At 42.8% G+C, this 22,254-nt stretch carries 24 protein-coding genes; 23 read left to right on the plus strand and 1 reads right to left on the minus strand.

Going from position 1 to position 22,254, the window contains the following annotated elements; all coding sequences use genetic code 11:
* Nucleotides 1–423: 423 nt before the first annotated feature.
* Nucleotides 424–1,542: an IS110 family RNA-guided transposase gene (locus BM377_RS13605; RefSeq protein ID WP_092246871.1), complete on the minus strand. Its 1,119-nt coding sequence runs from the start codon at nt 1,540–1,542 to the stop codon at nt 424–426.
* A gap of 209 nt (nt 1,543–1,751) precedes the next feature.
* On the opposite strand from BM377_RS13605, the gene BM377_RS13610 reads away from it, so the two are divergent.
* From BM377_RS13610 to BM377_RS13710, 23 genes are all read left to right on the plus strand, one after another.
* Nucleotides 1,752–2,840 (plus strand): hypothetical protein, encoded by a 1,089-nt coding sequence (locus tag BM377_RS13610; RefSeq protein WP_143104516.1) that lies wholly within the window; start codon nt 1,752–1,754, stop codon nt 2,838–2,840.
* 247 nt (nt 2,841–3,087) lie between these two features.
* On the plus strand, nt 3,088–4,623 hold the full coding sequence (locus BM377_RS13615) for an ATP-binding cassette domain-containing protein (protein ID WP_092249638.1): 1,536 nt from the start codon (nt 3,088–3,090) through the stop codon (nt 4,621–4,623).
* 37 nt (nt 4,624–4,660) lie between these two features.
* On the plus strand, nt 4,661–5,281 hold the full coding sequence (locus BM377_RS13620; RefSeq protein WP_177223892.1) for a GNAT family N-acetyltransferase: 621 nt from the start codon (nt 4,661–4,663) through the stop codon (nt 5,279–5,281).
* 46 nt (nt 5,282–5,327) lie between these two features.
* Complete coding sequence (locus tag BM377_RS13625; RefSeq protein WP_092249644.1) at nt 5,328–5,861, plus strand: nitroreductase family protein; 534 nt, start codon at nt 5,328–5,330, stop codon at nt 5,859–5,861.
* 24 nt (nt 5,862–5,885) lie between these two features.
* On the plus strand, nt 5,886–6,341 hold the full coding sequence (gene tsaA / locus BM377_RS13630) for a tRNA (N6-threonylcarbamoyladenosine(37)-N6)-methyltransferase TrmO (protein ID WP_092249646.1): 456 nt from the start codon (nt 5,886–5,888) through the stop codon (nt 6,339–6,341).
* Between the two features lie 37 nt (nt 6,342–6,378).
* Nucleotides 6,379–6,501 (plus strand): hypothetical protein, encoded by a 123-nt coding sequence (locus tag BM377_RS16635; protein WP_278290814.1) that lies wholly within the window; start codon nt 6,379–6,381, stop codon nt 6,499–6,501.
* Between the two features lie 183 nt (nt 6,502–6,684).
* Complete coding sequence (locus BM377_RS13635) at nt 6,685–6,987, plus strand: hypothetical protein (protein WP_242948178.1); 303 nt, start codon at nt 6,685–6,687, stop codon at nt 6,985–6,987.
* A gap of 29 nt (nt 6,988–7,016) precedes the next feature.
* Nucleotides 7,017–7,883 (plus strand): NAD-dependent epimerase/dehydratase family protein, encoded by an 867-nt coding sequence (locus tag BM377_RS13640; protein WP_177223893.1) that lies wholly within the window; start codon nt 7,017–7,019, stop codon nt 7,881–7,883.
* A 46-nt stretch (nt 7,884–7,929) separates the two neighbouring features.
* Nucleotides 7,930–8,076 carry a hypothetical protein gene (locus tag BM377_RS16365; RefSeq protein WP_177223894.1) on the plus strand — a complete coding sequence of 49 codons (147 nt, stop codon included), beginning with the start codon at nt 7,930–7,932 and terminating at the stop codon, nt 8,074–8,076.
* Nucleotides 8,073–8,849, plus strand: coding sequence for a PhzF family phenazine biosynthesis protein (locus BM377_RS13645; RefSeq protein ID WP_092249655.1), 777 nt, complete (start codon nt 8,073–8,075; stop codon nt 8,847–8,849). The genes BM377_RS16365 and BM377_RS13645 overlap by 4 nt, the downstream gene beginning before the upstream one ends.
* Entirely contained in the window at nt 8,850–9,269 is a 420-nt protein-coding gene (locus BM377_RS13650) for a tautomerase family protein (RefSeq protein ID WP_207646917.1), read from the plus strand.
* Between the two features lie 108 nt (nt 9,270–9,377).
* Complete coding sequence (locus BM377_RS13655; RefSeq protein WP_092249657.1) at nt 9,378–9,653, plus strand: helix-turn-helix domain-containing protein; 276 nt, start codon at nt 9,378–9,380, stop codon at nt 9,651–9,653.
* A gap of 23 nt (nt 9,654–9,676) precedes the next feature.
* Nucleotides 9,677–10,168, plus strand: a complete 492-nt coding sequence (locus BM377_RS13660; RefSeq protein ID WP_242948179.1) for a GNAT family N-acetyltransferase — start codon at nt 9,677–9,679, stop codon at nt 10,166–10,168.
* Between the two features lie 50 nt (nt 10,169–10,218).
* Nucleotides 10,219–11,139, plus strand: coding sequence for a DMT family transporter (locus BM377_RS13665; protein ID WP_242948180.1), 921 nt, complete (start codon nt 10,219–10,221; stop codon nt 11,137–11,139).
* 117 nt (nt 11,140–11,256) lie between these two features.
* Entirely contained in the window at nt 11,257–12,732 is a 1,476-nt protein-coding gene (locus tag BM377_RS13670; protein WP_092249683.1) for a methyl-accepting chemotaxis protein, read from the plus strand.
* A 222-nt stretch (nt 12,733–12,954) separates the two neighbouring features.
* Nucleotides 12,955–14,016 carry a helix-turn-helix domain-containing protein gene (locus BM377_RS13675; protein WP_177223895.1) on the plus strand — a complete coding sequence of 354 codons (1,062 nt, stop codon included), beginning with the start codon at nt 12,955–12,957 and terminating at the stop codon, nt 14,014–14,016.
* A 506-nt stretch (nt 14,017–14,522) separates the two neighbouring features.
* Nucleotides 14,523–15,479: a phosphatase PAP2 family protein gene (locus tag BM377_RS13680; protein ID WP_092249689.1), complete on the plus strand. Its 957-nt coding sequence runs from the start codon at nt 14,523–14,525 to the stop codon at nt 15,477–15,479.
* A 258-nt stretch (nt 15,480–15,737) separates the two neighbouring features.
* On the plus strand, nt 15,738–16,835 hold the full coding sequence (ychF, locus tag BM377_RS13685; RefSeq protein ID WP_092249692.1) for a redox-regulated ATPase YchF: 1,098 nt from the start codon (nt 15,738–15,740) through the stop codon (nt 16,833–16,835).
* A gap of 30 nt (nt 16,836–16,865) precedes the next feature.
* Entirely contained in the window at nt 16,866–17,798 is a 933-nt protein-coding gene (gene lgt, locus BM377_RS13690; protein WP_242948181.1) for a prolipoprotein diacylglyceryl transferase, read from the plus strand.
* 161 nt (nt 17,799–17,959) lie between these two features.
* A complete protein-coding gene (gene mraZ, locus BM377_RS13695; RefSeq protein ID WP_242948182.1) occupies nt 17,960–18,424 on the plus strand; it encodes a division/cell wall cluster transcriptional repressor MraZ in 465 nt (154 codons plus the stop codon).
* A 33-nt stretch (nt 18,425–18,457) separates the two neighbouring features.
* Nucleotides 18,458–19,396, plus strand: coding sequence for a 16S rRNA (cytosine(1402)-N(4))-methyltransferase RsmH (gene rsmH, locus BM377_RS13700; RefSeq protein WP_092249698.1), 939 nt, complete (start codon nt 18,458–18,460; stop codon nt 19,394–19,396).
* A gap of 64 nt (nt 19,397–19,460) precedes the next feature.
* Nucleotides 19,461–19,904: a cell division protein FtsL gene (locus BM377_RS13705; protein ID WP_092249701.1), complete on the plus strand. Its 444-nt coding sequence runs from the start codon at nt 19,461–19,463 to the stop codon at nt 19,902–19,904.
* A 19-nt stretch (nt 19,905–19,923) separates the two neighbouring features.
* Complete coding sequence (locus tag BM377_RS13710; protein WP_092249703.1) at nt 19,924–22,239, plus strand: peptidoglycan D,D-transpeptidase FtsI family protein; 2,316 nt, start codon at nt 19,924–19,926, stop codon at nt 22,237–22,239.
* Nucleotides 22,240–22,254: the final 15 nt, after the last annotated feature.

Raw genomic sequence — 22,254 nt, forward strand, 5'->3', positions numbered from 1 at the left:
GCTGATATGTAATGACCTCCTGTCAAGCAAAAAATGATAGGGATCACCACAAACTTATTTAATTGTTGCTGAAGGCACCTTGAAAGAGCCTCGGAGTATCAGTTCCCGGCATTGGCCACTCTGATATACGTGGATTGGTTACCGACAGGTCAATGGTCCGCCGTGAGCTCTACCTTCTAACAGCGTGGATCACAGATTTCTCTGTGCCGACATAGTGGTCTCGTAGATAGCTCGAACCTTGAAATGGCCGAAGCCCTTTCAAGATGTCTTCAGTTGTTACTTGTTATGGCCAGATGTAAATGGCATAAGCCATCTTACATCTGCTTGATTACGAACTATAACAGCGGGGTGAAGATGTCAAGGCTGCGAAGCACCGCCCTTGGCGGCTCGGCCTTGATATCGGAAACGCGATGTTATAACTGATTATGCTATATTATCGGTCATCATACCCCACATAAAGCATGCAAGTTCTCTTGCTACTGCTGTTTTAGCTACATTGTGTTTCTTGCTCTTACCAAGAACCATTTTGTAGAACTTTCTTCTGAGCCTTTCATTAGCTTTATCAGCATATGCGATGACTTTAGGTGTGTTACCAGTCTGGCGCGCTTTAAGTACTTTTGATTTATAACCTATTTGGCCTCTGCTGTATGACTGTGATGATTCAATAAGTAGTTGCCTTACATGACGATTACCAGCTTTTGTGATACCAAGCCTTGCCTTGTCATCTCCGCTGGAATCTTCTCCAGGCACAAGCCCAAGATATGCAGAAAACTGATTGGCGGAAGCAAAACGTTTAAAATCACCGACTTCAACTAGTACAGATAACGCTGTATGAGTTTGAACTCCGATGAAACAACAGAGCTTTTTAACTGATTCTCTGTATTCATCTTTGGAAGCAAGTTCCTCTATTCGTTTATCTAAACGCTCAAGCTTATCACTTAGAGTTGTATAGGTCAGCAGATATTCATCGAGAATCTCTTTATACAGAGACTCAAGCTTCAATGATTTTAGCCAGTTCACATGTGCTGCTGTCCAGTGGTTTTTTCCTTCATATCGATAATCGTGGCGAAGACAAAAAGAAAGAATCTGTTGCTTCACTTTCTTAAGCGCTAGCTTATGATCATCCCGCATTCGAAGAAATTCTTTTGTTTCTTCATCAGAAGCAGATGGAACATAAACAGGACTGTAGTTGTGCTGAGCAAGACACTTTCCAATCAGTTCAGCATCACGTTTATCGGTTTTTATTCTTTTACCACTACGTGGTTCTAACATGGTGGTAGGTGCAAGTATCACACAGTTAACGTTACGATCAGTTAACTGATGATATAAAGTGTAGCCGAGACAACCGGCTTCATAACCGCATATAAAGTTTGTATCATTTCCGTAGATAGTTCTAAGGAATTCAAGATATTTAAGGACTTCCTTGTAATCAGCGGGTGTGCGCCTTGTGTGAGATGACTTCTCTGTTTCGATTAAATAATCACAAAGAGTAAAACTTTCCTTGTGTACATCCATTCCTACGTAAACTGTGGTATTATTCATTTAGTGACCTCCCTTTGTATGCGGTAATCCCTGTTACCATTGACTCAACATCTTTAGTATACAGGAAAATCCACGTTGCTACATAGTGGAGGTCATTACATATTGTCTAAAAATAAAATTAAAAGGAAAAGAGAATGAGGAAAAGAGTTTTTTTATCAACAATTATTATTGCATTTGCGCTATGTGCCTGTGCTAAAGGGGATAAAGCAGTGGGCGAAAATATAAGCGCGGTCGAAGAAAGTAACGAAGCTGTTTCGGAAGCGCCTTCTGAAGCGCCTTCTGAAGCATCATCCGAAGTATCGTCGGAAGTGACAGCATCTGTAGAAGGAAAAAAATACAGCGATTTTAAGGAAGCCTATGCCGACTTCCTTAAGACTAACGAAGTGGATGAAGACGGTTCTCCTATTCAAGAATACATGATATATGATATCGACAAGGACGGTACGCCGGAACTTTTGGCGTGCTGCGGCTTAGGAGAGGCGGATTCGCATAAGCGGGTATACACATTTGCTGACGGAGAGATCAAGTTTATTGATGTGTTATATACGAGTCACACCGGTATTTGGACATATCCGGATGATAACGGCATAATATTACGTTGGACTTTTTCAGGTGGTGAAGATTATACCCGATACTCTTTAAATAACAATGAATTTACAACAGAAGAGTTATATTCCGGAACTACTTTTTATGAAGATCCGGAGACAGGGGAGGCCATTACCAAATTTAAAGCGGCAAAAGATGTAGTTCCCGGCGCAATTTTGGTATCTGCTTTTTCACGTGATAATCTTTATCCGCTTGAGATGTATGAAGTTATAAGCGGCGATGTACCTAAGCAGAATAATAAGAAATATACTTATCCGGATAACAATCCAAATTTCTATACGGAGATCATGGAAAAAGATAGTGTTATAAATGTGGTAAATCTTGGGTGGGCCAAAGACCTTGGAGAGATCCGGTTTAGTGAACTTTTAAAAGAATGTGTGATAGATGCAGGTAAACCATCGGAAAAGCGGGATATAACATATGCAGATCTAAACTTTGACGGTGTGTATGAATGTATTTTTTATATAACGACACAGGATGTAAATTATGATGCCATCACGAATGATTATCGTGTGATCCTTAGTAAGCAAGGCGATGATATTTACGCTTATCTTGCGGGTTATCCTTACGAAAATTCCGTTACGGAAGATGGATATTTTATTACCGAACCGGATGAGAACTGCGATGATCGAGATGTAATTAGAGTTATGTATGATAAAGAAAAATGTTTTGACTATCATGTAGCATATTGATATAGTATAGAAAAAAGAAAGAGCGCTTGGCGCATAGGTGAAAGAATGTACAGAAGATAATTCAGTTTAGGTGAACACTATCAGTATTGATGAGGCTGCTTACAGCGGCTGTTTTGTGTACGCTTAATTTGGATTATCATGCATTTCCTGCCTATATGTTATGTGGGCCTATTTGTGTGAGTCTATTTTGCGTATGCGAAATAGACTTTTTTGCTACCCGTAAATGGCAGCCATGACAGGAGGACGCATGCTCAATATTAAAAACTTAACTATAACGCATCGCAAAGATCTGCGGGTAATTCTTGATAAATTTAATCTTACTCTAAATGACGGCGATAAGGCCGTGATCATAGGCGAAGAGGGCAACGGCAAATCGACGCTCCTTAAATGGATATATGATCCGCTTCTTGCGGATGAATACGCCGAGTGCGAAGGCGAGAGGATACTCGGAAGCGAGATCTTGGGCTATTTGCCGCAGGAGCTCCCTGAGAAGGAAAAAGAAAAAACGCTTTACGAATATTTTTCGGAAGCCAAACTGTTTTTTGACAAGACACCAAAAGAGCTTTCGGAACTTGCAAATGAATTTCGGGTTACTAGAGATTTCTTTTACGCAGATCAAAAGATGAAAAGCCTTTCCGGCGGCGAAAAAGTGAAGGCGCAGCTTATGAGAATACTGATCGACGAGCCGACGGTTCTTTTGCTTGATGAGCCGTCCAACGACATCGATATAAGCACGCTCGAACTGCTTGAAAGATTGATAAATGGGTGGAAACACATAGTTCTTTTTATCTCGCATGATGAGACGCTCATTGAAAACACTGCCAACGTGATAATCCACATCGAGCAGATAATGCGAAAGACCAGGAGCCGCTACGTGGTTGTGAAGGACAACTACAAGCATTATATCGCGAACAGGGCGGAGGCTTTTGAGAGGCAGGAGCAGCTGGCGATTAACGACCGCAAGGAAAAGAAGCTTCGCGATGAGAGGTACAACAGGATACACGACAAGGTGGAGCGGGCGCTTTTAGGTGTTTCGAGGCAGGAGCCGGGAGTCGGCAAGATGCTAAAAGACAAGATGCGCGCGGTAAAGTCCATTGAGAAGCGCTTTTCAAGGCAGGATGAGAACATGACAAAGATGCCGGAGCAGGAGGAAGCGATCTTTTTCAAACTGGGAAAAGAGAATTCGAAGATGCCGGAAGGCAAGACGATTATTGAGTTTTCACTGGATAAGCTGATGGCGCCCGACGGATCCAAGATGCTTGCAAAAGACATTTTCTTAAGGGTAAGAGGACCTGAGAAGATCTGCATTGTCGGAACAAACGGAGTCGGGAAAACTACGCTTCTTAGGCTGATTGCGGAGGAGCTTCTTTCAAGGAGTGATCTGAGGGTTCAGTACATGCCGCAAAACTATGAGGATGAGCTTGATCTTGACTTAACGCCGGTGGAATTTTTGGACGATACCGGTGATAAGGAGATACGCACGCGCATCAGGACATATCTGGGTTCGCTTAAGTTTACCGCAGATGAGACGGAGCATCCGATTCGGGAGCTTTCGGGCGGGCAGAAAGCGAAAGTGCTGCTTCTTAAGATGAGTCTTTCCGATGCAAATGTGCTTGTTCTGGACGAGCCTACGCGAAATTTCTCGCCGCTTTCGGGCCCTGTTATACGCAGGATGATAGCTTCATTCCCCGGCGCGGTCATCAGCATTTCGCACGACAGGAAGTACATCGAGGAAGTATGTACAAAGACATATGTGTTGACGACGGAGGGACTTAAGCAATGACGGTAAGGTTGTAAAGCTGATACAGCCGGGAACGGTTATGACCGATCCTGATTACAGAGGAAGAGGCTATGCAAGGCTTTTGATGGAAAAGATACTTGAGGAATACGAAGGAAAAGTAGACGGAATCTATCTTTACGGCAATGATTCGGTAGTTGATTTTTATCCCAAGTTTGGCTTTCGAAAGAGCAAGGAATATCGGTACAGCAAAGCGGTAGAGATTGATAATGACAGAACGGCGAAGCTTGTACCAATGACGGAAAAGAGCGACTTTGATAAGATGGTCCGTATACTGGATAGCACCGAGCAGAACGCCAAGCTTTACATGGTAAATAATTCTGGTTTGTATATGTTTTATCTTTCTCAGTTTATGCAGGAGAATACATTCTATATCGAGGAGCTTAGCAGCTACGCTATTGCTGAGATTGACGGAGGTACGCTCAACCTTCATGCGATCATCGGAAACGCACCTTTGGATGATGTGATCTCTTCGTTCGGAAAAGATATTAAGAATGCCGTTCTTTGCTTTACTCCGCATGATGTGACAGGGTATGATAAAAGCGAGGTTTTCGAAGAAGATACAACTTTTTTTGTAAGAGGAAAGTTCTTTGACGAGACCGCAGAAGATGCATTTATGTTCCAGGAAATAACGCACGCGTAACGTATACCCGGGGACGGGGGAGTGGTCCGATTTTGGAGGGAATGCTATGAATTTTTTTGAAGTGATAAATAAACGTAGGAGCTATCGCGGAAAATACCAAGCTGTAAAGGTTCCGCGCGAAGATCTGAAGAAAATAATGGAGGCCGGACTTGCGGCTCCTTCCGGATGTAACAAGCAGACAACAAGTCTTATCTGTGTCGACGCCCCGGAAGTCCTTGATAAGATTCATGCAGTCGTAACACCGCCTGTCGCAGAAACGGCGCCTGCGATGATCTGTGTTCTCACGCAGAGGATAGCCGCGTACAGAGACAAATGCTTTGCGACTCAGGATTATTCCGCGGCTATCGAAAACATGCTCCTTGCGATCACCGAGCTTGGCTACCACAGCTGCTGGATTGAAGGGCATATCACTGATGACGACAGACTGGGCGATAAGATCGCTAAGCTCCTAAACGTCCCCGATGACTATGAGCTCGTGTGCATTCTCCCTGTCGGTATCGCTGAGAGTGAGCCCGCCGGCCCTGAGAAAAAGAGCTTCGAAGAGCGCGCGTGGTTCAATACGTTTAGAGGGGCGGAGTGAGATTTAATTTGTGGAGGTACTACAATGACTGAGATAGTAATGACACCAATCGGCAAAGTACAAAATGATGTTGTGAACAGAAAAGATGTTTCATGGGGCGAGGATACTTCAAGTATTGTTCTGGAAAAAGAGTATGTGTCAGGCTTGAAGGGACTTGAAGATTTTTCGCACGCCATCATTTTCTTTTTCCTTGATAAGGCTAAGTATGAAAAAGAAAAGCATTTACAAAGAAGACCGCAAAACCGCGATGACATGCCGCTTGTAGGTATCTTTTCCCAGAGAGGTAAGGACAGACCCAACAGGATCGGTATGACTTCCGTGGAGATCGTTTCGGTTTCGGATGATACGCTCGTCGTGAAGGGACTTGATGCTGTTGACGGCACTCCGGTGCTTGATATAAAGCCGTATTATCCGGTTTATGATAAAAAAGACGCTACGGTCCCGGAATGGGTTGACCGCCTTATGGAGCATTATTTTTAAGAAGAATAGGAAATACATTTTAGGAAAGAGGAATTTAATGAGCAACATAGTTTTTAACTGGACGGACGGAAGTGACAAGGATTTTGGTGAGTTTTATAAATTGAAGATAAAGCTCGAGAGCTTGGATACAAAAGAACAATTCTTCAGACAAGAGAGATAATGGAAGACGCTGTAGGACTTTATACAAAGCTTGGTTACAGCAAAATAGAGAAATATCCGCCGTACGATAATTTGTCAGGAGCGGTATGTATGGCAAAAGAGCTGTGACAAAAAATAATTAGAGAGTGTGATTACAACTATGACAAACCAAATACGTGTGGAAACGGATGACGATTTACTATACATGGAGAATAATAAAATCCACGCCAATGTGAATTCAAAAGAATATGTTTATGACGTGTCGGCAGTTGAGAAGCTGGTAATTCTGACTACAGATATGGGTCCTTTTTATGATGACATGGGGCTTGCTGTCGATGTTGGGAACAACAATGTGATCTTTATTATGTCAGAGCATAGATGTTTTAAACCATTTTTGTTTGAGCAGATCGGTAAGGCATTGCCTATCGATTATCAGAAAATAATCGACGCGTCCGCATGTACAGATAGAAAAGTATTTGAAATTTATAAAAAAGAACAGAGTGCATAATGGACCATTTAGCTAGAGCAGGAGAAGACATGAAGATATTAGTAGTTGGCGGAACAAGATTTTTCGGCATTCCGATGGTGAATGCTCTTATAGATGCAGGGCACGACGTGACGGTCGCAACACGCGGCAACAATGAGCTTAGCTTTAAAGGCGGCGTCAAGCATATCATTATGGACAGAACGGATGCCGATAGTGTCAAAAGAGCTGTCGAAGGCAGCAGCTTTGATGTTGTGATTGACAAGATTGCATACAGTTCAAATGATGTGAAAGCTCTTTTACCCAATATAAAGTGCGATAAGTATATTCAGATGTTGACCTGCTCGGTTTATGCGGAAGATAAGCCCTGCATAAATGAAAAAGAGTTTGATGCGGCGGCGCACCCGCTTGTTTGGACAGACAGAACGCAGGATTACGGCGAGTCCAAGAGGCAGACTGAGAGAGCTGCCTATGAATATATGGACGCGGATAAGAGCGTCTTTGTTAGATACCCGGTTGTTATGGGAGAGAACGATTACACCGGAAGACTTCGCTTTTATGTTGAGCATGTAATGAATGGTATTCCTATGTATGTGGATGATCGCGACTTCGCGATTTCTTTTATCAATGAAAAAGAAGCTGGAGAGTTCCTTGCTTTCTTGGCGGACAAAGCAGTGAGTGGGCCGATTAACGGCTGCTCTAGGGGTACGATCAAGATTTCCGAGCTTATAGCTTACATTGAAAAGAAAACGGGCAAGGCAGCAGTTTACAGTAATGACGGCGACGCCGCTCCGTACAATGGCCTTCAAAATGACATGAGTTGTGATACCGGTAAGGCGAAGAGCCTTGGCTACGAGTTCTCGGAGCTTGGCGATTGGATATATGAGCTGATCGATCATGAGATTGCTAAGGTGGGATGAGCTATTAAAAAGTGTTTGAATCCTAGTATTTAGGAGGGCAACGATCATGGAAAAGAAGAACCAAGATAAGAAAAAATTAAAAGAAATCGAGCTTAAGCAGAACAAGTACGCCGAGAAGATATCCGCGGTCCCTTCGGATGAACTTGCCAAGGCGCTGAAATCTCTTTTGGCGAAGGATAAGGATGAGAAATGAAACAATATATTGTAGATGCATTTACAGATGAGCTTTTTCATGGGAATCAGGCGGCGGTATGTGTGCTTGATGAGTGGCTGTCGGAAGAACTAATGATGAATATCACTAAGGAAAATAATTTTTCCGAGACGGCGTTTACCGTTAAGAGCGTAGATGGTTATGATCTTAGGTGGTTTACTCCGGGAGGAGAGATCAATTTATGCGGTCATGCGACTTTGGCGACATCATATGTTCTTTTTAATTTCTATGAGAAAAATGCAGGTGATCTTACTTTTCATACCATGAGCGGAGATTTATTCATCCATAGGCAGCAGGATGAGATTGTTATGGATTTTCCGGCATATAAGCTTAACGAGATACCTGTTAATGAGCAGATGACAAAGGCGATGGGACATAAGCCAAGTATGGCGTTTATAGATCGTGATCTTTTGCTGGTATATGAAGATGAAAAGATAATTCGCGAGATGAAGCCTGATTTTGACGAGGTGCTGCTTCTTGACGGGGACGGAGTAGGTGTGACGGCTCAGGGAAAAGAGTATGATTGTGTATCGCGCTTTTTTACTCCAAAGGATAAGATAAATGAAGATCCGGTAACCGGTTCGGTACATTGTATGATAGCACCATACTGGGCAGAACGCTTGGGTAAAAATGATATTCATGCATACCAAGCTTCAGAACGAGGCGGCAGTTTGGAGTGTAAAGTTCAAGGTGACCGAGTTGTTATTTCCGGAAAAGCTGTGTTGTATTCGGTTGGGGAGTTGTTTGTGAGATGAATGAACTCCGGAGCAGTGGGTGGCGTTCCATTTTGGAACGCGAAGAAAATGAGGTGCGATATGCCATTAGTAAGAATTGAGATGATAAAGGACAAAAGCCCTGATTATAAAAAAGAGATCTTGCATATCGTTCACGACGGTTTGGTAGATGCTTTGGGCATTGAGGACTGGGACAGGTTTCAGAGGATCATCGAGATAGAAAAAGAAAACTTTGAGCTGCCGGAGGGCAAGACCGAGGATTTTCTATTGATTGAGCTGACTCTATTTCCCGGAAGAATAAAAGAGCAGAAGAAAGCCGCTATAGAAACGATTACGAATAACCTAGGCAGCAAGCTTGGGGTAAAAGAGACTGATGTTTTTATCATCATCAACGAGCCACCGCTTGAAAATTGGGGGCTCGCAGGAAAACAGAAGGGGTAAAAGAATAATGACAACCAAAGAGGTTTTGGAAATATAACGTGGGGGATGAGCAAGCTCATCCCCGCAATTATTATGGGGATAATAAGATTATCTGGAAAGGGGTAAAGAATGAAGGACAATTTTAAAACATGGGAAGAAGCCAGAAATGAATTATATACTCCGGAAGAAATATCGGAAAGTGATCTTAGGGTTGCGCTGATGGGTGAGCTTGTCAAAGCAAGAAAAGAACTTGGACTGAGTCAAAGAGAACTTGAAAAAATATCGGGAGTTAAGCAACCTGTTATAGCAAGGATTGAATCAGGCGTTTCATCACCTAAATTGGATACGGTTGTAAAGCTTTTGGCGGCATTAGGGAAAAAACTTACTATTGTTCCAATGAGATAACAACATCCGGGAAAGGACCTATTTTGGAAAAAGACTATAAGATTATTATGGCGACGGAAGAAGATCGCGATGAGATAATGGTGCTTTATAAGGCGCAGATAGGGAGAGAGCTGTGCCCGTGGGATGAGGATTATCCTTCGCATGAAACGATTGATGCGGATTTTGCGCGCGACGGACTTTTTGTTTTGAAAGAAGAGGGAAAGATTAAAGCTGCGATCTCGGTTGAAGAAGATGAGGAAGTGGATAAGCTTCCGTGCTGGGATAAGAGGCTTGAACCCGAGGGAGAGCTTGCGAGGCTGGCTGTTTTGCCGGATGAGCAGAACAAGGGGCTTGCGAGGATAATGCTTAAATATGGCATGGATGAGCTGAAAAGGCGCGGCTGCAACGGTATCCACATACTCGTTGGGAAGCATAATACCAAGGCGATCCGCTCGTATGCGGTGTTTGGCTTTGATGAAGTCGGTGAGTGCCACCTGTACGACCAGGATTTCCTGTGTTATGAAAAGAAACTGTAAATAATTGAATGCCACCCCGTTTCCTAAGACCTAAAAAGGAGCCCAAGCTTTTGAACACAAAGAAAAATCCGTTACAAAACAAATTAATAGTGTGCCTCTTGGCGGTTCTGTGTTGCCTTTTGTGGGGCAGCGCTTTTCCGAGTATAAAAACGGGATATAAGATGTTTGAGATAGGAGCACAGGACAGCGTTTCTCAGATTCTTTTTGCGGGAATAAGATTTTCGCTTGCGGGAGTGCTTGCGATAATCTTCGGAAGTTTGCTGCAGAAGAAAGTTCTTTTTCCTAAAAAGACATCTTGGAAGATGATAGGGGTACTGAGCGTATTCCAGACGATACTGCAGTATATATTCTTTTACATCGGACTTGCGCACTCGTCGGGAGTGAAGTCCTCGATAATCAACGGAATGAGCACGTTCTTTGCAATCTTACTGGCATGCCTTGTAAGAAAACAGGAGCGGTTGTCGCTCGTTAAGATAATCGGATGTGTGCTTGGAACGGCGGGCGTTATAATAGTGAGTCTTTCGGGCGGAAGCATTGGTGCGGGTTTTGCGCTTACCGGAGAAGGATTTATTCTGATCGCATCTGTATCATATGCAATCTCATCGGTCATGATAAAAGAGTTTTCGGCAAAAGAAAACCCTGTAACGCTTAGCGGTTATCAGTTCGTGATAGGCGGTCTTGCTATGGTCATGATAGGACTTATGGCAGGCGGCCGTATACATCTTACAAATCCTATGGGAATTATTCTCATTATCTACATGGCGCTGATATCCTCGGTTGCATATTCTTTATGGGGGATTCTTCTTAAGTACAACCCGGTATCATCGGTCACGATATATGGATTTTCCAATCCGATCTTCGGGGCTCTTTTGTCCGCGTTTTTCCTTGCTGAATGGGATAAACTCAGCATTTGGTATGTCCTTGCACTTGCACTTGTGAGTCTTGGAATATATGTTGTAAACAGAGAGTGATTTTTAATAGTAAAACACCTGATTTGTATAATTATAAAAGTATTATAAACATACGAAAATGCGTTTGCGGAGTGATATAATTCTAGTGTGGACATTTTTTTATGGAGGGCTTCTTTTATGCAGGAAAATCACTTAAAGCGAACTTGTAAACTTCTTTTTATCATTCACGCAATTACGACATTTTTTTCTATAGTCGGACTAATCTCACAGCTTGCGGTTGCAGAACTTCCTCCCATTATGGGAATTTTACCGCTTGTTCTTGTTATTGTGGTTTTCATTGCGGATTCACTTTATCATTTTATTGCCAAAAACGGACTGAAGTACATGAGACTTGTAGCAATCACGTATTCAGTCGTTTACTTTGCGATGCTTAACAGTGGAAACACCGCAACGACATATCCATACATGATCCCGTTCCTTATCATGTTCCTTATGTCGCTTGATAAATTAAGTGTGAGGGTCGGAGTTATAGGATTTGCTCTTTCCAATTTGGTTCGTGTAATCCTGACAATCTCTTCTACCGCAGATATTACCGCAGATATCGAGCTTATCATGATCGAGACGATAATAACTATCCTTACTACGGTAACAATCGTTAAAGGACATACCCTTCTTACAAGATTCTTTACCGATTCGCTTAATGAAGTTACTACCGTTTCGGATAAAAATAAGACTATCACAGGTAAGATCACTGAGGTTGCGGAGAGCGTAGTTGAAGACGCCGCTTCGATAAGCGATGCGCTTAAGACAATCGGAGAGTCCGCATCACTTCTTGATGAGACCATGAGCAATATCATGGACGGAACTCAGCATACAGCTGAAGCGATCACCAATCAGACAGTACAGACACATGATATTCAGGATATCATTGATGATACCAAGAAGAGTGCCGAAAAAGTTGACGGTATAAATGCAGAGGCTGCGGAAGCTCTTAAGGAAGGTATGAGTGTTATGGAATCCTTGTTTGAGGAAGCCGAAAAAGCCAGAAAGGCCGGAGATGATCTTCAGAAGGCTGCTGACGAGCTTCGTTCCAATACCGATGATGTTAGCGGAATTACCAGCATTATCCTTTCAATTTCTTCACAGACCAACCTCCTTGCTCTTAATGCAAGTATCGAGGCTGCAAGAGCCGGCGAAGTAGGTAAGGGCTTTGCGGTAGTTGCCGATGAGATCAGAAATCTTGCCGAGCAGACCAAGAAACAGACAGAGAACATCACAAGTATCATCGAGGTTCTTACAGCCAACGCCGATACCGTTGCGGACTGCGCTACCACAAGTTCACAGTCGGCTAATCGCGAGACGGAATATACTCAGAACGCTTCCAAGAAATTCGAGTTCATTCAGGAAAAGCTTGCTGAGCTTGGCACCGCAATAGGCGATATCAGTAATTACATTTCATCACTCAGCAGCTCCAACAACGAGATCGTCGACAGTGCAAGTACATTGTCTGCGACCAGTGAGGAGATAAGCGCAAGCTCTGCTGAGGCTGCCAAGGCAAGTACACGTAACGTTGAGCTTATCGATCAGTTCAAAGAGTCGATGGACGGCATCATTGCCAAGATTACTGAGCTTCAGAAATATACTCAGGGATAATAAAAGAATATTAGGAAAAAGATATTGTGCCGAAGGCGTAAGCTTTCGGCACTTTTTTATGTTTTGGGAAATCACTGTGACATAAAGACGGCGGTGTTATAATATGAGCGTAGGTTAATAAAATTAAATTAATGTTAAGAGCTGTTCACTACCGCTTTTTTATCGGCACAGATATAATGAGGGTCATAACCGGTTATATAAAAGGAAAGAATGGAGACAGTTATGCAGATAAATGAAGTTATAAGAAAATATAGAAAAGAAAAGAACATGACTCAGGAAGAAATGGCAAACAGGCTCGGAGTGACCGCACCCGCGGTAAATAAGTGGGAAAGCGGCGCATCTATGCCCGATATAGCTCTTTTAGCTCCTATAGCAAGATTACTTGGCGTTTCACTTGATGAGCTTCTTTCATATAATGAGAATCTTACTGAGATTGAGGAAGCAAACATCATCGGCGGGATTTATGCAATACTGAATACGGAGAAACCTGATGTTGTTTACCAAAGAATCGTGGACATAGCAAGAGAGTATCCTAACGCAGAGAACCTCAATCTTACTCTTACGACGCTGTTAAACGCGAGGTCTTTTCTCCTTACCGGAAAGGAAAGGAAGAAGTATGATGAATGGATTCAGAGTTCTTTCGAAAATCTCTTGCAGACCCATGATGAAAAGATTAAAATGCAGGCGGCGGACGGCTTGTACTCATTCTTTATAACCAGAGAAAAGTATGAGGAAGCGGAAGGATGTCTTAAGTATTATTCGGAGCAGAATCCTGATAGAAAGAGAAAGCTTGCGACAATTTATGCCGGAACGGGCAAGTATGAAGAAGCATATAAAACGCTGGAAGAAGTTCTTTATTCAAATTATCCGACCTTAAGCGGATTGCTTTATGAGATTTATGGGGTTGCTGTCAAAACCGGAAACCTTGAGAAAGCAGAGGCGATAATAGAAAAAGAAAGCGCGCTTGCGGATCTTTTTGAGATGGGAGAGTATCATAAGAACGCCGGAAGGCTCAACTTGGCGGTCAAAAAGAAGGATGCTAAAAAGGCACTTGAGCTCATGGACTTGTTATTTGAAAACGTTGATACTATGACAGATTATACGAAATCAAGTTTGTACGAGCACATGACCTTTAATGAAGCTCCGGGCGCGTCTCAGATGGTTATCGCCACCTTGCTCAAGCAGTACAAAGAGAGTGAGGATATGGAGTTCATCAGAAAAACGCCCGAATGGGAAAAGTTTTTAAAGAAATGGGACACAATCCCCTTCCCTACGGTCCAATAATATTTTTACAAATCAGCCCCAACTATGGTAAGATATAGTTTGCCTTGTTGGGGCTATTTTTTATGATAATGTTTTGATTTAAAGGAGATAGATTATTATGAAGCTGGGCATTGTTATTTGAAGCCTATTTTCATGAATCTCCATAAAAGGTCATAAATCTCTATAAAGCCGCATGAATACTGAACTCACAAAAAATTCATCTACTATAAAACTTGTTATAGATTCACATATTTCATAAAAAAATGGTGCCCTCGTGGTGCCCGATATGGTGCCCGATTTTCGGGAGACCATTAGAGCGTAATTTGATTTTTGATGAGTTAAAGCAAGCCCAGATCAGTACATAAACAGCATCAGATGGAAGAAAACTTTTAGTATTTTAAAGTTGTTGTGGACATGAATATCATATAAGGAACTATCTTTTTAAATGGGATAATGCAGCATAGTTTAAAACAGTCGAAGCATATAATAGGGAAATAAAGGTGTTAAATGAATTGTTGAGAGGAGTAATGTGGTTGGACATTAATTATTTACTTTATTTACAGGAACTTAGGGAGAGCGCTCCTGAGTGGTTTAATTATTTAATACAGCTTATCACAGATACCGCAGGAGGAATTCTTCTCGTTTTCATTCCGATGCTTATTTTCTTTTGTGTTGATAAGAAAAAGGGAGAATTTATCTGGCTTTCCCTTTCTATGGGTTCCTTGGTGAACGTTTTTCTGAAGAATGTGTTCTGCGTCTACAGACCCTGGATTCGTTCGGAACTTATTAAACCTACAGCTGAAGCGATTGAAGGCGCAGGAGATTATTCTTTCCCAAGTAGTCACACCCAGGGAAGTGCTTCGGCCTTTGGCTCCGTCGCATATGTGTATCGTAAAAAGAAAGTGATCTCCATTATATGCATCTGTCTGGTTCTTCTGGTTGCCTTTTCCAGAAATTATCTTGGGGTTCACACACCGCAGGATGTACTGGTGGGTATGCTTGTGGCTGTGATTGGAATTGCTTTGGCAGGCTTTGTCCAGAAAAGGGTAGAGGGCTCTGAGAAGAAACGCCTGCTTTTCTACTGTATAACAGTTGCGGTAACAGCTGTTGCTATGATATTTGTGTGCCTGAAAGATTACCCTGTTGATTATAATGCCGCAGGTGACATACTATATGACCCTATGCGATCTATATCTTCCTTTGCAAGCAAAGCAGGATTGACTATAGGATTTCTTACAGCCTGGATTCTGGAAGAAAAGTATGTTGTCTTCACCACAGACAATCTAAGTGTGACACGCAGAATCATAAGGGCAGTGATTGGGATTGCCCTCTATTTTGTGGCAGCAATAATGGCTTCCGTTGTTTCCTCACCATTGCCTGTTTCGTGGCTTTCGGCATTTGTACAGAACTTGATCATGTATTTTTGCCTGTTCTATTTTGCACCGTTGATTTTCACAAAGATTGAATCACGATCTAGGACATAGAGTCTGAAGAAAAGGCATAAAATTTTAGTTCAAATGGTACAGTCAAAATCGCGAAAGAATTTGGAAAGAGCTATACAACTGTTTTGACCAATGTATTGGAGAACGTTTTCAAGGATCCGGAAGGATTAAAAAAATATTTGTAATTGCTACTATTACTATTGCAGAAATCGTATTTGCTTTTTAGCCCCGATTAGTTTACACTGTTTTGGGGCTTTTTTATGCAAAAAGAACGATAACTTTTAAGGAGATTTATATAAAATGAAATTAGGAATCGTCGGACTTCCGAACGTCGGAAAGAGTACACTTTTCAATTCACTTACAAATGCAGGAGCGCTTGCTGCGAACTATCCTTTCGCAACCATTGATCCCAATGTGGGCGTTGTTGCCGTTCCGGATAACAGACTTAAGCAGCTCGGAGACCTTTACCATTCCAAGAAGGTAACTCCCGCTACGATCGAGTTCGTTGATATTGCGGGACTTGTAAAGGGCGCATCCAAGGGCGAAGGACTAGGAAACCAGTTCCTTGCCAACATTCGTGAGACTGATGCTATCGTGCATGTTGTAAGATGTTTTGAGGATCCCAACGTTGTACACGTAGACGGAAGTGTAGATCCCGCTCGTGATATAGAGACAATTAACTTAGAGCTTATTTTTGCGGATCTTGAGGTTCTTGAGAGAAGAATCGCCAAGGTTTCCAAGACAGCTAGAATGGATAAGGCTGCGGCAAAAGAGCTTGAGACTTTAAATAAGATAAAAGCGGTTCTTGAAGCCGACAAGATGGCAAGTGCACTTGAAGTGGATGATGTAGAGGAGAAGGCGTTTATTAACACACTCGATCTTCTTACATGGAAGCCTGTTATTTACGCTGCCAACGTTAAGGATGAGGACCTTGCTGACGACGGAGCCTCCAATCCTTATGTTAAGGCAGTTAGAGAGCTCGCTTCAAAATCAGGAAGCGAAGTATTTGTTATCAGCGCTCAGATCGAAGCCGAGATCTCTGAGCTTGATGAGGATGAGAAGGCTGAGTTCCTTGAGAGCATGGGACTTTCCGAATCAGGACTTGATAAGCTCATCGCTGCAAGCTACAAGACACTCGGACTTATGAGCTTCCTTACATCAGGTGAGGATGAGACAAGAGCTTGGACCATCAAGATCGGAACCAAGGCTCCTCAGGCTGCAGGTAAGATCCATACTGACTTTGAGAGAGGCTTTATCAAGGCGGAAGTTATCAACTATCAGGATCTTCTTCGCGAGGGTTCAATCGCAGCTGCCAAGGAAAAGGGCCTTGTTCGTATGGAAGGTAAGGAGTACGTTGTTCAGGACGGCGACGTTATCCTCTTTAGATTCAACGTTTGATAAAGACTGATGTAAAAGGGAGAGACTGATATGCCGGACATGATGGAAAAAATGGACATTGCGTTTCCCAATCTCAACATTTATCTTCGCAATGTGCCAAAGAGCTTTAGCGTATTCGGATTTGAGATAGCTTTATACGGAGTCATAATCGGATGCGGATTTTTATTCGCGCTTCTTCTTATAGCAAAGCTTGCAAAAAAGACCGATCAGAATCCCGATGAATACTGGGATCTTGCGATCTATCTTATTGTCTTTTCAATAATAGGAGCAAGAATCTATTACGTACTGTTTGCGTGGGATTCTTACAAGAACGATCCGATAAGCGTTCTTTATATAAGAAACGGCGGACTTGCGATCTACGGCGGAGTAATAGCGGGATTCCTTACGGTATTTATTTATTCGAGGATTAAAAAGAAATCCTTCCTTCGCTATACGGATACGATCATGCCGGGACTTGTGCTTGGACAGGCTATCGGAAGATGGGGCAATTTCACCAACAGAGAGGTGTTTGGAGAATATACCAACGGACCTTTTGCAATGAGACTTCCCCTTGAAATGGTAAGAGCAAGTGATGTTTCGGAGCTTATGAGAGAGCATATGAGCACTGCGACCAACTATGTTCAGGTCAGTCCCACATTCCTTTATGAATCACTTTGGAATGTAGCTCTTCTTATAATATTGCTTCTATATATTAAGCGTAAGAAGTTTGACGGTGAGATGACTCTTTTGTATCTTGGAGGCTATGGCCTCGGAAGAGCATGGATTGAATTCGTGAGAACAGACCGCTTGTATATTGCAGGCACACATATTCCCGTATCTATGGCGCTCGCTATTGTATGTGTTGCGTTTGCGGTTGTATGTGAGATCCTTGTGCGAGGAAAGTTCATTAAACCTAAAGCTTCAGCAGAAAAAGTTGATGAAATCGAAGCTTCGGTTGAAGATGATGTAGAAAAGAACGATTAACAGAATAGAGATGATCTAAAAAGAGTCGACCTCTTTAAGAGGCCGGCTCTTTTTTATTTTCGGAAAGACCTACTTGAATTTACGAAATTTTTTCAAATTAAAGGTTGTTAAATAAAAATTTATAGTCTATAATGGGGTTAAGTGGTAAAAAGTGTTAAAAAGTGGTTGAAAGTGGTAGAAAAGAATTGGGAACAGCATTCAGAGGCGAATACAGTCATTCCATTGACGCCAAGGGAAGACTCATAATTCCTGCTAAGTTCCGTGAACTCCTTGGTGAGCAATTTGTGGTTACCAAGGGATTTGACGGTTGCCTTTTTGTGTTCGCTCAGGAAGGTTGGGACAAGTTCGAAGAAAAGCTTCAATCACTGCCCATGGACAAGCCTGAGGCTCGTATGTTGGGACGTTTCTTTATCGCCGGAGCCATTGACGCTGAGACGGATAAACAGGGAAGAATACTTATTCCCGCCAATCTGTTACAGCACGCAGGTATCGAGAAAGAGGCTGTTATCGCCGGAGTCGGAAACAGAGCCGAGATCTGGAGTAAGGCTGAGTGGGAGAAAGCAAGCTCTTTTGAAGATATAAATGGAATAGCGGCTAAGATGAGCGAGTACGGCTTGAGCATCTAAGCTGTGTAAATGGCAGATCGTAAGGATATATAGATGGAATTCAAACACTATTCGGTGCTTCTTGAGGAATCGCTGGAAAATCTGAATATTAAGCCCGACGGGGTATATCTCGACGGAACGCTTGGCGGCGGAGGACATTCCTACCACATAGCTAGCAGATTGTCGGACAATGGACATCTGTACGGTACGGATCAGGACGCCGATGCGATAAAGGCGGCAAGCGAGAGATTGTCCGAGTTTGGAGATAAAGTAACCATCATAAGAGATAATTACGAGAATGCAGTAAACAGACTTAAAGAGCTTGGAGTTACAGGCGTTGACGGCATAATACTTGACCTTGGAGTTTCATCTTATCAGCTTGATAACGCTGACAGAGGATTTACTTATAAAGAAGATGTTCCGCTCGACATGAGGATGGACAGGAGGCAGACACTTACTGCCGGCAATATAGTCAACGAGTATTCGGAGACTGAGATCTTTCATATTATAAGGGATTACGGCGAAGATAAATTCGCCAAGAATATAGCCAAGCATATATGCCTGGCAAGACAGAAGGCTCCCATAGAAACAACTTTTCAGCTTAACGATATCATCAAAGCGGCAATCCCCGCCAAGATGAGAGAAAAGGGAGGCCATCCTTCCAAGAGAACGTATCAGGCGCTCAGGATCGCACTTAACAGAGAACTTGATGTTCTCAGGGATTCGCTCGACGGATTCATAGATTTCCTTAATCCGGGCGGAAGGTTGTGTGTTATCACTTTCCATTCGTTGGAGGATCGCATAACCAAGACCAATTTTAAAAAGAACGAGAATCCATGCACGTGTCCGCCGGAATTTCCGGTCTGTGTATGCGGAAATGTTTCAAAAGGAAAAGTAATCACAAGAAAGCCCATTCTTCCGAGTGAAAAAGAGCTTTCGGAAAATAAAAGATCACAGAGTGCGAAGTTAAGAGTATTCGAGAAAGCACAGTGATCACGGTAACTAAGATAAATACGTATTAAAAGGCATGACATCATATATGGAAAGGAGAGAGAACATGGCACAGTACGTACGCGGTAACGCAGCAAGACAATTTAATAACGCACCTGCATACGAGCGCAGAAGAGTTCATGTCCACGATCCTTTACATCAGCATAAGAGACGCCATCACATGAGCCTTGGATATCTTATATTCTTGTCACTTGCCATGGTTCTTATGGTCGGTACTCTTGCTTGGTATATTTCGCTTCAGTCTCATGTGACCAATAGCATCAAGAATATAGCAGCACTCGAGAGTCAATTAAATAATTTGAAACAGGACAACGATGAAGCGTATAATAGAGCTAATGGCAACGTGGACCTTGAGGAAGTTAAGCGTAAAGCCATACAGGAATATGGCATGACATATGCGACCGACGGTCAGATAGTCACATATTCCGACGGCGGCGGTAACGATTATGTAAGACAGATTGCACCGATACCGCAGGCCGATAGTAAGTAATAAGGAAACGCTTTTTAAAATGAAACAGAATTCCCGTGTTAATAAACAGAAATTTACTATAGGAATGAAGAAAAAGCTGGTAGTGCTATTTGTGATAGTGCTACTGGCTTTCGTTGGATTAGGAGTCAGACTTATTCTGATAACCAAGAATAACGGCGAAGAGTATGAGAAACAGGTGCTTTCACAGCAGCAATACGATTCGACGACTATTCCTTTCAGAAGAGGAGAGATCAAGGATTCTAACGGAACAATTCTTGCTTACAGCGAGAAGGTATATAACGTTATCCTTGATGCCAAGCTCCTTCTCAGAAGCGATAAGTATGTTGATCCGACCGTCAATGCCCTTGTTAAATACTTCAAGCTTGACGGAGGCGAGATCAGAAATTATCTGAGCGAGCATCCGACATCCCAGTACTATACTTTGGCCAAGAAGATCGAGTATGACCAGGTTGCGCCTTTCCAGGATCTTATGACTCCCGGAAGCGATACTTACGATGAGAATATCCAGGGCGTCTGGTTTGAGGATAATTATATAAGAAAGTATCCCAACGGAACGATGGCGTGTGATGTTATCGGATTTACAACGAGCGATAATATAGGAACTTACGGGCTTGAAGAGTATTACAACGATACGCTCAGCGGAACTCTTGGAAGAGAGTTCGGATATCTTGATGAAGACTCCACTTTGGAGAGAACAACCATCCCCGCTACTGACGGAGACAGCATTGTAACTACGATCGACGGTAATCTTCAGACAATCGTTGAGAAATACGTCAAGCAGTACAACGATGAGCATGCCAACAAGGCTCGTCAGGGAAACGGCGCCAATAATATCGGATGTATCATGATGGACATTCATACAGGAGATATCCTTGCCATGGCAAGCTATCCCAACTATGACCTCAACAATCCGAGAGATACATCCAAACTTATCGGAATGCCCATGGTGGATGAAAAAGGAAAGCTTTTGGTTCTGGAGAACGAATCTGTTTTTGACTCCGGCGTTTATATGACAGAGGAGATGATCGCAGATTTTTCTGATGAGGAAACGTACAGACAGCTAAATGCACTTTGGAAAAATTATTGTATAAGTGACACATATGAGCCGGGATCTGTCTCAAAGCCTTTTACAACCGCTACAGGTCTCGAAATCGGAGCGCTTTCCGGTAATGAGCACTATAATTGCAACGGTTCATTGGAGATCGGCGACTGGAAGATTCACTGCCATAATACATACGGTGACGGCGATGTTTCCGTTGAACGTGCGATTGAGATTTCATGTAACGTAGCGCTTATGCATGAAGCGCAGGCTATAGGAAAAGAAAACTTCACCAAGTTCCAGAGACAGTTTGGCTTTGGCCTTAAGACCAATATTGATCTTGCCGGTGAGTTCAGGACAGAGGGGCTTACAATTGCGGCAAGTAATATGACATCAACAGACCTTGCGACCAATGCTTTCGGACAGAACTATAACTGTGACATGATTGAGATGATCACTGCTTTTTCTTCACTTATTAATGGTGGTTATTATTACGAACCTCATGTAGTAAAAAAGATTGTTTCAAGCAGCGGATCGACTATTAAGAATATAGAGCCCAGAGTGCTTAGGCAGACTATTTCTCCGAGTACATCGGAAAAGATCATTCAGTATTGCAACAAAGTTGTGGCGGGTGAAGAAGGTACAGGTAAAACTGCAAGACCTGCCGGATATATGATAGGCGGTAAGACAGGTACGGCGCAGACCCTTCCTCGTGGAAACAGACAGTACGTTGTATCGTTCATGGGTTATGCACCTGCGGATCACCCCGATATTGCTATTTATGTTGTTGTGGACAGACCTAACGTACCTATGCAGGACGATGCCAAGAACGCAACATGGATCGTTAAGAGAGTTCTTACTGAGGCGCTTCCTTATCTTAATTATCCTATGACAGAGGAGATCAGTGATAAGGAGCAGGCTGAGCTTGATGAGATCCGTGCCAATATGGTAACTCCGACACAGCCCAATCAGGAAGACGGAGCTGCAGCCGAAGACGGAAATCCCGATGGTGAAAATTCCGAGGGTGAAAAGGCGGAAGGAACTTCTGAAGAAGGCAAAGCCGACGAAAAGAAAGAAGATGCCGAAAAGCAGAAGAAAGACAAGAAAGAAGAGAAAAAAGATGACACCAATATTTGGGAGTCATTTGACGTAGACGAGACAACAGGGTATTATATTGACCCGAACACAGGTAATCTTGTTAACCCCGAAAACGGAAATGAAATGGGCGGGGATGATTTGCCTGATTTCACGGGAGCGCCTACAGCGGAGGCTTCCGAAGGAAAGAGTAGTGAGTGATTTATATATTTTGTG

Origin of the sequence: Butyrivibrio sp. INlla21 (assembly GCF_900116875.1) — a bacterium.
Taxonomy (GTDB): domain Bacteria; phylum Bacillota; class Clostridia; order Lachnospirales; family Lachnospiraceae; genus Butyrivibrio.